Source organism: Pseudonocardia hispaniensis, assembly GCF_042658695.1.
Lineage (GTDB): Bacteria > Actinomycetota > Actinomycetes > Mycobacteriales > Pseudonocardiaceae > Pseudonocardia > Pseudonocardia hispaniensis.
In genome coordinates this window covers 71,918-84,051 of record NZ_JBHSQW010000035.1, presented here as the reverse complement: position 1 = coordinate 84,051, position 12,134 = coordinate 71,918, and the positions used below count along the sequence as shown (strand labels likewise).

The window sequence follows — 12,134 nt, the reverse complement described above, 5'->3', positions numbered from 1 at the left end:
TCATCGCCTCGTTCGTGGCTGATCTGATCATGGTCGGCATCGGCGCGCTGGCCGCGTCGGCGGCCAGCGCGGGGGCCTCGCTCGCGGCGGGAGCCGCCTGGGCGGTGAGCCAGGCCTGCCAGCTGGCGACGAAGATCGCGAACCGGATCGGACAGCTGCTGGATGACCTCGCCGGCTTGGCCGGTTCCCTGGGCCGGACCTGCGGGCGGCTTGACCAGGTGGCCGACGCGGTGACCCGAGGAGCCGAACGGCTGGGCACCGGTTCGAGCGGACCCAGCCTGTTCCGGCGGATGGCGGTCGAGGACAACCCGCTGGGGATGCCGCCGGCCGTGGTGAACGCCGCCGACCGCGTGGAACGGACGGCGGGGCCGAAGGTGCTGGTGGAGACCGGCAAGGAGGACGCCAAGGCGGACGCCGAGCTGCGTGGCTGGCGGGCCTCCCAGCCCGCCGGCGGCGATCCGTTCGGACGGTACCCGACCGGATGATCGTGGCGCTCCCCGGCGAGGACGGTCCCCGGGGCTAGGCTCCGCCCGTGGGCATCCCTACCTCGGTGTGGTTCGTCATTGCCGCGGCTGCGTTGCTGGCCGGGAGCGTTCTGCTGTGGGTCGACCGGTCGCGGGGCAGCGGTGGCTTCCGGGACCGGAGGCGATGGGCCGCGGCGCACGAGTGGGAACACCTCGACACCGATCCGGTCCTGCCCAGCCGGTGGCGCTACGGCACCATCCACCAGGGCGGGCCAGGCGTGGCCCGAAACCTGATCAGCGGCATGGTCCCCACCCCCGACGGCCCGCGCCAGGCGTACGTGTTCGACCATGAGCAGGGCGGTCGGGTGGGATCGGTGCTCGCCGCCGTGCAGGTTCGCACCCCGTTGCCCGCCGCGGTCGAGCTCCGGCTGCCCTCGGCGCCGCTGCCCGACGATGCCGGCCTGGATCTGCTGGAACCGGTCGGCGAGCGCTACGCCTTCGTGTCCGACGCCGAGGCGGTGAAGCCGCTGCTGACCGAGCGGCTGGCCACGGCGGGCGATGCGATCGGCGAGGACATCGAGCTGCTCTGGGCCGAGGACTCCTGGGTCCTGGCGGCGGCGCCCGTCGGTGCCCCGCCGGAGCGACTGCAGGATCTGCTCGCCGACATGGCCGAGGTGGCGACGGCGCTCGAGGAGGGGCAGTCGGCGCGACGAGGCGCCTGACCGGAACGAGCAGCCCGATTCCTCGCGCAGCCGCGCACCGAAGATCACGGTGTCGAGCCGTGAGCGCGAACCTCATCGAGGAAGTCCGCTCCGGCGGGCCGGGCACGGGTGCACCCGGGTGCCGATCGCCGGGCGGGACGTCCTGTGCGGCGGCGATCCTCGCGTCGCCGGACAGTACTGTGTGTGGGCGTGTCCACCGCCCTGATCACGGGAGCCACCGCAGGCATCGGCGCCGCTTTCGCGGCGCGGCTGGCCGCGGACGGGCTCGACCTCGTCCTGGTCGCCCGGGACGCCGAGCGGCTCGAAGGGTGGGCGCACCGACTGCGCGGACGGGGGGTCTCGGTCGAGGTGCTGCCCGCCGATCTCGCCGCCGCCGCCGACCGGCGCCGGGTGGCCGCTCGGCTCGCCGACCCGGATCGGGCGCCGGTCGAGCTGCTGGTGAACAACGCCGGTATGGCGGTGGGCACCTCCTTCCTGGAGGCCGACGCCGAGGCGCTGCAGCGGCAGCTGGATCTCAACGTCACCACCGTGCTGCAGCTGACCAGGGCCGCGCTACCCGGCATGGTCGGGCGCGGGCGCGGCGCGGTCGTCAACGTGTCGAGCGTGGCCGGGTTCCTGACGGGCAGCGGTTCCAGCTACAGCGCAGACAAGGCGTGGGTGACGACCTTCACCGAGGGGGTCGCGGCGTCCCTCGCCGGCACCGGCGTGCGGGCGCTCGCGCTGTGTCCGGGGTTCGTCCGGACGGAGTTCCACGCCCGCGCCGGCATCGACGTCGGAGATCGGCGCGGTCCGCTCTGGCTCGATGCCGAGCGTGTCGTCGACGAATGCCTGGCCGACCTGGCCCGCGGCAAGGTCGTCTCGGTGCCCAGTCCGCAGTACAAGGCGATCGTCTGCCTGGTGGACCTGCTTCCCCGAAGCCTGCTGCGCAGGCTGATCGCGCGGTTCGACCGCGACCGTACGTGATGACCGTCCAGGAGGACCCCGTGATCGCCCGCAACACCGATCGGAACCGCCTTGCAGCTCTGGTCCGCGACCTCGGCGTGATCCATCAGCGGGTGACGCTGGCCTCCGGGGCGAAGGCGGACTACTACGTCGACCTGCGCCGAGTCACCCTCCAGCACGAGGCTGCGCCGTTGATCGGGCGGCTGCTGCGGGTGCTCACCGCCGACTGGGACTATGAGGCCGTCGGTGGTCTGACCCTCGGTGCGGACCCGGTCGCCGCCGCTGTGCTGCATGCCGCCGCGACCGAGCCGGATGCCCGGCCGGTCGACGCGTTCGTCGTGCGGAAGTCCACCAAGGAACACGGTATGCAGCGCCTCATCGAGGGCCCGGACGTGGCGGGGCGGCGGGTCCTCGTCGTCGAGGACACCTCGACGACCGGCGGGTCCGTTCTGACGGCGGTTCGCGCGGTCCGCGAGGCCGGGGCGACCGTCGTCGGTGTGGTGACCGTGGTCGACCGCAACACCGGTGCCAGGGAGGCCATCGAGGCCGAGGGCGCGCCCTACCGAGCCCTTCTCAGCCTCGCCGATCTGAACCTCCTGTGAGTGCGTAACAGTGTTCTAACACTGTTACGCACTCACGGCCGCTGTTGACGAGGGGTTTGCCTGCAACCTGTTCGGGGCAGGCGTGCACGCCGCCCGTGCCGCATACTTCGAAGTCACGGATAAGTCACGGCGGGAGGGCGCATGACTGTCCGGGCAGCGCTACGACGGTCCGCGATGGCACCGGTGGCGATCGTCGCGGTCCTGCTGGCGGTCGTGGGCTGTGGGGCGCCGTCGTACAACTACGTCGCGAACTCCGCCGAACGTACCTACATCAAGGTTCCCGCGACCTGGCGGCCGATCGACCCGCGGCAGCTCGCCGACGTTCTCGGGGTCGACCCGGCCGGTGGTGACCACGGGCTGTGGATGCAGGCCTACGACGCCGACCTCCAGCCCTCGCCGTCGCATCTGTTCGGGCAGGACGCCCCGCAACCCGTCGTGTTCGTCAGCGTGCAGACCATCCCCAAGAACGTCCAGGGACAGCTGTCCCTGGACCACCTCAGGGACCTCGTCTACCCGGTCTCGCCGACGGCTCGCCAGCAGCTCGAACTCACCGGGTCGTCGTCGCTGAGCGACTTCGCGCTGATCACCGACGAGGTGCTCACCCCGGGTCACGGGGTGCGTGGCGTGCATTCGGAGTACCGGTATCGGATCCAGGGCGGGCCACCTCAGATCATCGACCAGATCGGCTACCTCAACGACGACGCCAGCAAGCTCTACCTCGCCTTCGCGCGCTGCTCGGCCCAGTGCTTCCAGCAGCGGGAGCGGGAGATCGAGAGCGTCATCTCCTCCTTCACCGTCCGGGAGCAGCCATGACAGACGCGGCCCCGTCGCCCGCCACGCGCAAGCCCATGCCCGTATGGGATCGGATCCGGCTGCTGCTGCTGTTCGCGGTGGCGTTCCTGGTGATCGTCTGGGCGGCGATGGCGGACAATCCGCTGCTGCCGTTCGTCGACTCGCTGCGGATCCACCTCGTCGAGTCGCAGTGGCTGCTGTGGCTGTTCGGCCTCGAGTTGCTGCGCCAGGCGCATTTCCTGGTGAGCGAGCACTGGTCGGCCTACCACCGGTTCTGGACGGAGCGGGTGTTCGGTGGAGCCGACCGCCTGGTCAAGCGCCGGTTCTCCGACTGGACCCGGTTCCGGATCGGCAGGCTGATCAAGATCGCCGCGCTCATCGTGCTGTTCGCGCTGGTCGCCGCTCAGATCCTGCAGACCTCGCCGGTGCTCGCGGTGTTCCAGCTGCCGGCCCTCATCTGGTCCGCGCTGCCGTTCATCTTCCAACTGGCGTTCGCGTTCTTCTTCATCGCGTTCCAGTTCATCGGCTTGTTCTGGTTGCTCTCGCGCGGCGGCGTCGACACCTATTTCCCCGACGACATCAAGACTCGGTTCCGCGACGTCTGGGGGCAGGACCACGTCCTCGAGCGGATCAAGGAGAACATCCTGTTCCTGGAGCGGCCCGAGGAGATCGAGCGCAAGGGCGGATACGTTCCGGGCGGCATCCTGCTGTGGGGGCCCCCGGGCACCGGTAAGACGCTGATGGCCGAGGCGGTGGCGGGCGAGACCGGCAGGCCGTATGTGTTCGTCGACCCCGGCGCGTTCATCAACATGTTCATGGGCGTGGGAATCCTCAAGGTCAAGTCCCTGTTCCGGAAGCTGCGCAAGCTCGCCCTGCGGTACGGCGGAGTGATCGTCTTCTTCGACGAGGCCGACGCGCTCGGCAACCGTGGCGCGCTCGCCCAGAGCGGCCCCGGCGGCCCGCGGGGAATGGGCCCGGCTCCGTTCCACGCCGCCGGATGTCACGGCCTGTCCTACCTCTCCGAGGACACCCAGCTGTTGCTGGCCCGGGAGGCGATGCGAGCCGTCGCGGCGGACTCACCCCCCGAACCCTCCCGTCGCAGCCGCTTCGTGATGGGTGGGTTCGGCGGTGGCGGGGCCGGGATGGGCACCCTGCAGGCCCTACTCACCGAGCTGTCCGGGCTGAAGAAACCGCGTGGGCTGATCAACCGGTGGGGCCGTCGCGCGCTGGGCATGCGGCCCAAGCCACCGCCGCAGTACCGGATCCTCGTCATGATGGCGACCAACATGCCGGAGGCGCTGGACGAGGCGCTGCTGCGACCCGGTCGCATCGACCGGATCTACAAGGTCGGCTATCCGAGCAAGGCCGGCCGGATCCGTACCTATGAGGGCTACTTCGCGAGGGTGCCGCACGAGATCACGCCCGAGCAGCTCGACAAGCTCGCGACGATCACCCCGTACGCGACCGGCGCGACGATCAAGGACTTGGTCAACGAGGCGTTGATCATGGCCATCAGGGACGGCCGCGAGGTCATCACCTGGCGGGACGTCATCCGGGCCAAGCAGCTCAAGGACCTCGGCCCGCCCGAGGACGTCGAGTACATCGAGCGCGAGCGGCATGCGGTGGCGGTGCACGAGGGCTGCCACGCCGTCGTCGCCTTCCGGGTGCGCGAGCATATGGAGATCGACCTCGCGACGATCGAGAAGGGCAGCGACTACCTCGGCATGGTGGCCAGCATCCCGCCGGAGGACCAGTTCACCCGCTGGCGCTCGGAGTACGAGGCCGACATTCTCGTCTCGTTGGCCTCGCTGGCCGGCGAGCGCCTGTTCTTCGACGGCGACAGCTCGTCCGGGGTTTCGGGTGACCTGGAGTCCGCGACGACCCTGGCGTCGTTCATGGAGGGTTTCTGGGGGATGGGCTCGACCGTGTCGTCCTACTCCACGGCGCGCAGGCTCGAGGTCGGCAGCCCTGGCGGTGGCCGCGGCGCCCCCGGCAAGCGCGGCGAGAGCACCGAGACGATGATGCGCAAGGCCCTCGCCGACCGGATCGAGGACCAGCTCGCCGATCTGCTCGAACGGGCCGAGTCGATCGTGCGGGACAACCGTGCCGCCGTCCTGGCGCTCGCGCACGCGCTGGAGACGTACAAGACCTTATCGGGCGAGGATGTCGAGGCGGTGCTGTCGGGCACCAAGGGTCCGACGGTCGATGGGAGCCGCTACGCCGATCCGGGCTTCATCGCCCGGCTGGAGGAGTACCACGCCGCTGTCGTCGGCGCGCACCGCGGCCACACCAGGGTGCAGATCGCGTTGCCGGATGCCCAGCCCGACCCCGTCCCCGCGAGTCGCGCCATGTCCGAGCGCGAGTCGGGGTAATTCCGCGAGCGAGTTGCGGCTCCGGTGAGACGGCCGCCGCTTGGACGAGTGGCCGGGCGGCGGGATCATCGGAGAGTGACGCAGCAGGAGACCGCGCCCGCCGGGCCGACGGAGTGGACGGTTCCCGGGCAGGTGGGGGTCGGGCCGTGGCCGGGTGGGCCCGCCGCATGGCCCGATGACGAGCGCTACGACCCCGATCTGCTCGAGCACGGCGACCGGCGCAACGTCGTCGACGCCTACCGGTATTGGCGGCGCGACGCGGTCGCCGCGGACCTCGCGGCTCGTGCGCACCCCTTCCACGTCGGCATCGAGAACTTCGGGCACGACCACAACATCGGGACGGTGGTGCGGACCGCCAACGCCTTCGCGGCGGCGGGTGTGCACATCGTCGGGCGGCGCCGCTGGAACCGCCGGGGGGCGATGGTGACCGACCGCTACCAGCAGATCCATCACCATGCCGAGGTGGCGGGTCTTGTCCGGTTCGCGACCGAGCACCGGCTGGCCGTCGTCGCGGTCGACAACACCCCGGGGGCGGTGCCGCTGGAGACGGCGCGGTTACCCCGGCGGTGCGTGCTGCTGTTCGGGCAGGAGGGGCCCGGACTGACCGACGAGGCACGCGCCGCGGCGAGCCTGGTCTGCTCGATCGCCCAGTTCGGCTCCACCCGCTCGATCAACGCCGGGGTCGCTGCGGGCATCGCCATGCACGCCTGGATCCGCGTGCACGCGGACCTCGTCAAGGCCTGGTAGCGGGGAAGACCGGCAGCGCCGATACGTCGCATGCGGGGCCCGGGCACCGCGAGCCGATGCCATCATCGTCCGATGACCCGGTGCTGGGCCGATCGTGCGGCACTCGCGGAACGCGCCGTCACCCACCGTCACCTGCGCAGGCTCGGTGGGGTGCTGCCGGGCACCCGGATCGGCCGGGTGTGCTGGCCGCGCCCCGTCCCCGCGCCGCCCGCGCAGTGGCACTACTGGTGGCAGGCCCATCTGCTCGACTGCCTCGTCGATGCCCAGCTGCGGGAGCCCACCCGACGGCGGGCGACCGTGATCGCGCAGCTGGCCCGCACGGTGTGGCTGCGCAACCTCGGCCGTTGGACCAACGCCTACTACGACGACATCGCCTGGCTCGGCCTGGCGCTGCAGCGGGCGGGCCCGCTGGTCGGACGGGCCGGTCCGGCCGCGCTCACCGCCGTGACCAAGCAACTGCGGGAGGGCTGGACGTCCGACGGCGGTGGGGGGATCTGGTGGCGGCGCGGGGACGATTTCAAGAACGCCCCCGCGAACGGCCCGGCCGCGATCCTGCTGGCTCGTCGCGGAGAGCTCGGACTGGCTGCGGCGATCACCGACTGGATGGCAGCGACCCTGATCGACCCGGACACCGGGCTCGTTGTCGACGGTGTCCGGGTGCGCCCCGATGGGTCGGTGCGTCTGGTCGAGACCGCCATCTACACCTACTGCCAGGGCGTCTACCTCGGGGCGTGCGTGGAGCTCGCCGAGCGCGACGGTGACCCGCGGTGGGCACGCCGGGCGGCCGCGGTGCTCGCGGCGGTGACTCGCCGGGTCGCCGGCGCCGACGGGGTGATTCCCGGGGGCACCGGCGGCGGCGACGGTGGCCTGTTCAACGGCATCCTGGCCCGCTATCTCGCCGACGCGGCGCGGCGCCGCCCCGAGCTGGCCGCCGACGCCGGAAGGTTGGTGCTGGCCAGCGCCGAGTCGGTATGGGCGAACCGGGCTGAGGCCGAGGCGGGCCCGGTATTTGCCGAGGACTGGCGTCGCCCGGCGCGGATACCCGCTCGGGGCTCCCCCGAGTCCGGTCTGTCGGTGCAGCTGTCGGGGTGGATGCTGCTCGAGGCCGCGGCCCGGCTGACGGTCGGTCAGCGCAGGTGACGGGGGCCCGTGGTGGCGCGGCGTGCGGCCCGACGGGCGCGGACCATCTCGATGATGATCGGCAGCACCGAGAGCAGCACGATGAGCACGAGCATGAGCTCGATGTTGTTCTTGACGACGTCGAACTGGCCCAGGAAGTAGCCGAGCACGGTGACACCTGCTGCCCAGAGGACACCGCCGATCAACGAGTAGGTCAGGTACCGGCGGGCCGGCATCCGACCGACCCCGGCCATGACCGTGATGAATGTGCGCACGATCGGCACGAACCGGCCGAGCACGATGGCCCGGTTGCCGTACTTGTCGAAGAACTGCTGGGTCTTGACGACGTGCTGGGGTTTGAACAGCCGGGACCGCGGCCGGTCGAACACCGCGGGTCCCGCGGAGCGGCCGATCCAGTACCCCGTCACATTGCCGGCGAACGCCGCGACCACCAGCACCAGACAGGTCAGCCACAGCGGCGACTTGATCGAGTTGTTGGCGACGAACAGCCCAGCGGTGAACAGCAGCGAGTCACCGGGCAGGAAGAAGCCGATGAGCAGGCCGCACTCCGCGAACACGATCAACGCGAGGCCGATCAAGGCCCACGGGCCCAGCCACTCGATGATCGTGTCGGGCTTCAGCCACTCCGGGCCGAGCGCGAGTGTGCTGGTGGCGAGATGCGTCACGAACACGACCGTACCGGTCCACGAAGGTCACCCGAGTGGGGGCAGCAGTCCCGGTGCGAGCACGGACAACAGCCCGAGCGCGCAGCCGAGCACCGCGCCGGCGATCAGCGCGATGAACAACGCCCAGCCGGCCTGGGCCAGCAGACCACGTGGCGACGCCTCCCGGTGCGGGCCGGCATCGGCCGGTGCAGATCGGAAACCGGGTACGGGCGATGGGGGTGGGGGCGGTGGAGCGGAATGCCCGGCCTGCGTGGCCCGGGCCCGTAGGGCCTCGGCCAGGCGCTGCTCGGCATCGTCCATCGTGCTCATCGTCTCGTCGGTCGACCGGCCATCACCTTGGCCACCGTGTCCAGGGCTCTGCTCGCTGTCGACTTGACGGTACCCCGGCTGATCCCGGTCGCGTCGGCGATCTCGGCCTCCGACAACCCGCCGTAGTAGCGCAGCACCAGAACCTCGCGCTGCCGCGGCGGTAGGGTCGCCAGCGCGTCGACGACGGCCTGGTGCTCGGCCGACAGCATCGCGAGCGACTCGGCGGAGCGGGCGTTCACCTGATGCGGGGGGACGTAGTCGCGAGCGGTCCGACGCCTGCGCAGCACCGACCGGGACCCGTTGACGACCGCGATGCGCAGATATCCCAGGGCGGCCGACTCGTCGCGCAACCCCGACCAGTTCCGGTGCAGCCCGGTGAACGCCTCCTGGACGACGTCCTCCGCGGTCCCCGGCTCGTCGACGAGCAGGATCGCGAGCCGGACGAGTTGCATGCGGTGGTCGCGGTAGAGGTCGGCGAGGGTGCGCGGAGCGGGCTGGGCCGGTGCGGTGGGCACGGGAAGCGAAGAGTCCGGTCGGCTGTCGAGGCGACGTAACCTGCTCAACGTCTGCTCGACGGCGCGCTCGATCCCGCCTGCACTCACCCGACACACCCTATCTGCGCCCGGATCCGGCGCCCGGGGTGTCCGTCCTCGGATGGGCGATACTGGCGGCAAGAGCCGCAGACATCGAGGAGGCCGACCATGCCGATCGCCACCCCCGAGATCTATAGTCAGATGCTGGACAACGCCAAGAGCGGTGGCTACGCCTTCCCGGCGATCAACGTGACGAGCAGTGAGACGCTCAACGCCGCCCTGCGCGGTTTCGCCGAGGCGGAGAGCGACGGGATCATCCAGGTATCCACCGGTGGTGCGGAGTTCCTGTCCGGAACGAAGGTCAAGGACATGGTCACCGGTTCGACGGCGTTCGCGGAGTTCGCGCACGTCGTCGCGGCGAAGTACCCGGTGAACGTCGCCCTGCACACCGACCACTGCCCCAAGGACAAGCTGGACGGGTTCGTCCGGCCGCTGCTCGCGATCAGCCAGGAGCGAGTCGCCCGCGGTGAGAACCCGCTGTTCCAGTCGCATATGTGGGACGGCTCCGCGGTCGACCTCGAGGAGAACCTCAAGATCGCGGCCGAGCTGCTGGACGAGGCGGCCCAGGCCAAGATCATCCTCGAGGTCGAGATCGGTGTCGTCGGCGGCGAGGAGGACGGCGTCGCCCACGAGATCAACGAGAAGCTCTACACCACTGCGGGTGACTACGAGCGGACCGTCGAGGCTCTCGGGGCCGGTGAGAAGGGCCGTTACCTGCTCGCCGCGACGTTCGGGAACGTGCACGGCGTCTACAAGCCGGGCAACGTGAAGCTGCGCCCGGAAATCCTCAAGCAAGGCCAGGAGGTGGCGAGCGCGAAGCTCGGCCTCGAGGCCGGCTCCAAGCCGTTCGACCTGGTCTTTCACGGTGGCTCCGGATCGCTGCTGTCCGAGATCCACGAGGCGCTGAGCTACGGCGTGGTGAAGATGAACATCGACACCGACACCCAGTACGCCTTCACCCGGCCGATCGCCACACACATGTTCACCAACTACGACGGTGTGCTGAAGATCGACGGGGAGGTCGGCAACAAGAAGACCTACGATCCGCGTTCCTACCTCAAGGTCGCCGAGGTCGCGATGGCCGACCGCGTGGTGCAGGCCTGCGAGGACCTGAAGTCCTCTGGCCGCACCCTCGGACGCTGACCCCGATCGGGCGGTAGGCGGGTTCGCCGGTACCACCTACCGGGTGCGGCGTCGCAACCGGGCAGGATGTGCCGCATGAGTTTGCACGGCAACCTGCTCGGTCCGGACCCGACGCTGCTCCCGGTCGATCCCGCCGCCGCGACGCTGGACGCCGGTACCGACCCGGTCGAGGTCGCGGCCGCCAACCCGACCTCGAGCCTCGCCTGGGCGACGCTCGCCGAGGCCGCACTCGCCGAGGGCCGGACGGTCGTCGCCTACGCCTACGCGCGCACCGGCTACCACCGCGGGCTCGATCACCTGCGCCGCAACGGGTGGAAGGGCTTTGGCCCGATTCCGTGGGCGCACGAGCCGAACCGGGGTTTCCTGCGCGCTCTCGCCGCGCTGCTGCGGGCCGCCGAGGCCATCGGCGAGACCGATGAGATGGAGCGCTGTCGGACCTTCCTCGCCGAGTCCGACCCCGCCGCGCCGGCGGCGCTTGGCCTGACCTGACCGAGTCCGTGCGGTGACCATCCGGGCACGGGCGAGCGTGCGTGCGCGAGCCGCGGTCGCGGGGAGTACTCGTAGGCTGACGGTGGCCGCCGTGCCCATCGTGCAGTGCGCGGTTTCCGCGGGTCTGGCCTGGTGGGTCGCGGCGAACGTCGTGGGGCACCACCAGCCCTTCTTCGCGCCGATCGCCGCCGTGATCAGTCTCGGGGTGTCGCTGGGGCAGCGGCTGCGCCGGGCGGTCGAGCTGGTGGTCGGGGTGAGCCTGGGAGTGCTCGTCGGCGACCTGCTGATCTCGGTGATCGGGAGCGGACCGTGGCAGATCGCTCTGGTGGTGGCGCTGGCGATGGCCGCCGCGGTGTTCGCCGACGGTGGCACACTCATCGTCGCCCAGGCGGCGGCGTCCGCGGTGCTGGTGGCGACGTTGCTCCCGCCCGGTAGCGTCGGCGGGCTGGACCGCTGCGTCGACGCGCTCATCGGCGGTGTCGTCGGGGTGGTCGTCGCAGCGGTGCTGCCCGTCAACCCGGTTCGCCCGGTGCGCCGGGCGACCCGGGCCGTTCTCGACGAGCTGTCGGCGGTGCTGCATTCGATTGCCGATGCGTTGCGGGACAGGGACGTCGCGATCGCTGCGGCCGCGCTGCACCAGGGCCGGCAGAGCCAGCCGCTCATCGACGCGATGCACACCGCCCTGGCCTCGGGACGCGAGGTCACCACCGTCGCGCCCCTGCGCCGGCCGCGCCGTCGCGAGCTGGACGAGTTCGACGAGCTCGTCGAACGCATCGACTACGCCATGCGCAATGCCCGGGTGCTCGCCCGGCGCGTCCACACCGCGCTCGGCGACCGGAACTCCACCGTCGACGGGCTGGCGGACGCGGTCGCCGCGCTCGGCGACGTCGTGCACAAGCTCGTCGGCGAGCTGGGCGAGGGCGGCGACCGGTCCCGGGTGCGGGCACCGGTGCTCGAGATCGTGCACGAGCTGCCGACTCCGACGGGGCAGGGTGTGCCGGCGCTGAGTCCCACGGAGCACGTGTTGGTGGCGCAGCTCCGCTCCATCGCGCTGGATCTGTTGCAGGCCAGTGGGATGAGCCGGGATGAGGCGCTGGCGGCGATGCGGTCGAGGGACTGATGGCCCAGGTGTGTTCCGAAGACCCGTGTCAGGA

The 12,134-nt window shown here is 70.9% G+C and carries 13 protein-coding genes and 1 pseudogene; 11 read left to right on the top strand and 3 right to left on the bottom strand.

Annotated features, from left to right (window positions below; genetic code table 11):
- The 8 genes and pseudogenes from ACFQE5_RS17420 to ACFQE5_RS17385 form a co-directional block, all read left to right on the top strand.
- Positions 1-485 (top strand): annotated as a pseudogene (locus ACFQE5_RS17420) (hypothetical protein); the annotation flags it as partial.
- A gap of 47 nt (positions 486-532) precedes the next feature.
- Positions 533-1,186, top strand: coding sequence for a hypothetical protein (locus tag ACFQE5_RS17415; protein ID WP_379586409.1), 654 nt, complete (start codon positions 533-535; stop codon positions 1,184-1,186).
- 189 nt (positions 1,187-1,375) lie between these two features.
- On the top strand, positions 1,376-2,149 hold the full coding sequence (locus tag ACFQE5_RS17410; RefSeq protein ID WP_379586408.1) for an SDR family NAD(P)-dependent oxidoreductase: 774 nt from the start codon (positions 1,376-1,378) through the stop codon (positions 2,147-2,149).
- On the top strand, positions 2,149-2,730 hold the full coding sequence (gene pyrE, locus ACFQE5_RS17405; RefSeq protein WP_379586407.1) for an orotate phosphoribosyltransferase: 582 nt from the start codon (positions 2,149-2,151) through the stop codon (positions 2,728-2,730). The genes ACFQE5_RS17410 and pyrE overlap by 1 nt, the downstream gene beginning before the upstream one ends.
- A 141-nt stretch (positions 2,731-2,871) precedes the next feature.
- Positions 2,872-3,543, top strand: a complete 672-nt coding sequence (locus ACFQE5_RS17400; RefSeq protein WP_379586406.1) for a hypothetical protein — start codon at positions 2,872-2,874, stop codon at positions 3,541-3,543.
- Positions 3,540-5,894: an AAA family ATPase gene (locus ACFQE5_RS17395; protein ID WP_379586404.1), complete on the top strand. Its 2,355-nt coding sequence runs from the start codon at positions 3,540-3,542 to the stop codon at positions 5,892-5,894. The genes ACFQE5_RS17400 and ACFQE5_RS17395 overlap by 4 nt, the downstream gene beginning before the upstream one ends.
- 75 nt (positions 5,895-5,969) lie before the next feature.
- The gene (locus ACFQE5_RS17390) at positions 5,970-6,641 is read left to right on the top strand and encodes a TrmH family RNA methyltransferase (RefSeq protein WP_379586402.1); all 672 of its coding nucleotides are present in this window, start codon (positions 5,970-5,972) and stop codon (positions 6,639-6,641) included.
- A gap of 72 nt (positions 6,642-6,713) precedes the next feature.
- Positions 6,714-7,781, top strand: a complete 1,068-nt coding sequence (locus ACFQE5_RS17385) for a glycoside hydrolase family 76 protein (protein ID WP_379586400.1) — start codon at positions 6,714-6,716, stop codon at positions 7,779-7,781.
- Here the strand turns inward: ACFQE5_RS17385 and ACFQE5_RS17380 are convergent.
- From ACFQE5_RS17380 to ACFQE5_RS17370, 3 genes are read right to left on the bottom strand one after another with little or no spacing between them, the layout of a single operon-like run.
- Positions 7,769-8,446 carry a DedA family protein gene (locus ACFQE5_RS17380; protein ID WP_379586399.1) on the bottom strand — a complete coding sequence of 226 codons (678 nt, stop codon included), beginning with the start codon at positions 8,444-8,446 and terminating at the stop codon, positions 7,769-7,771. The two genes, ACFQE5_RS17385 and ACFQE5_RS17380, sit on opposite strands and share 13 nt — an antisense overlap.
- A gap of 27 nt (positions 8,447-8,473) precedes the next feature.
- A complete protein-coding gene (locus ACFQE5_RS17375; RefSeq protein ID WP_379586397.1) occupies positions 8,474-8,755 on the bottom strand; it encodes a hypothetical protein in 282 nt (93 codons plus the stop codon).
- Entirely contained in the window at positions 8,752-9,357 is a 606-nt protein-coding gene (locus ACFQE5_RS17370) for a SigE family RNA polymerase sigma factor (RefSeq protein WP_379586396.1), read from the bottom strand. Before ACFQE5_RS17370 ends, ACFQE5_RS17375 begins: the two co-directional genes overlap by 4 nt.
- Before the next feature lie 99 nt (positions 9,358-9,456).
- Here ACFQE5_RS17370 and fbaA point away from each other — a divergent pair, with 99 nt between their 5' ends.
- The 3 genes from fbaA to ACFQE5_RS17355 all read left to right on the top strand — a co-directional run bounded on the left by fbaA (position 9,457) and on the right by ACFQE5_RS17355 (position 12,100).
- Complete coding sequence (fbaA, locus tag ACFQE5_RS17365) at positions 9,457-10,491, top strand: class II fructose-bisphosphate aldolase (protein WP_379586395.1); 1,035 nt, start codon at positions 9,457-9,459, stop codon at positions 10,489-10,491.
- Between the two features lie 75 nt (positions 10,492-10,566).
- The gene (locus ACFQE5_RS17360) at positions 10,567-10,980 is read left to right on the top strand and encodes a DUF3151 domain-containing protein (RefSeq protein ID WP_379586394.1); all 414 of its coding nucleotides are present in this window, start codon (positions 10,567-10,569) and stop codon (positions 10,978-10,980) included.
- Between the two features lie 91 nt (positions 10,981-11,071).
- Complete coding sequence (locus ACFQE5_RS17355) at positions 11,072-12,100, top strand: FUSC family protein (RefSeq protein ID WP_379586393.1); 1,029 nt, start codon at positions 11,072-11,074, stop codon at positions 12,098-12,100.
- The last annotated feature ends 34 nt before the right edge of the window (positions 12,101-12,134 follow it).

Coding starts and splice junctions, on each gene's coding strand:
- pyrE (WP_379586407.1), top strand. CDS start 2,149: ATGACCGTCCAGGAGGACCCCGTGATCGCCCGCAACACCGATCGGAAC.
- ACFQE5_RS17400 (WP_379586406.1), top strand. CDS start 2,872: ATGACTGTCCGGGCAGCGCTACGACGGTCCGCGATGGCACCGGTGGCG.
- ACFQE5_RS17395 (WP_379586404.1), top strand. CDS start 3,540: ATGACAGACGCGGCCCCGTCGCCCGCCACGCGCAAGCCCATGCCCGTA.
- ACFQE5_RS17385 (WP_379586400.1), top strand. CDS start 6,714: ATGACCCGGTGCTGGGCCGATCGTGCGGCACTCGCGGAACGCGCCGTC.
- ACFQE5_RS17375 (WP_379586397.1), bottom strand. CDS start 8,755: ATGAGCACGATGGACGATGCCGAGCAGCGCCTGGCCGAGGCCCTACGG.
- fbaA (WP_379586395.1), top strand. CDS start 9,457: ATGCCGATCGCCACCCCCGAGATCTATAGTCAGATGCTGGACAACGCC.
- ACFQE5_RS17360 (WP_379586394.1), top strand. CDS start 10,567: ATGAGTTTGCACGGCAACCTGCTCGGTCCGGACCCGACGCTGCTCCCG.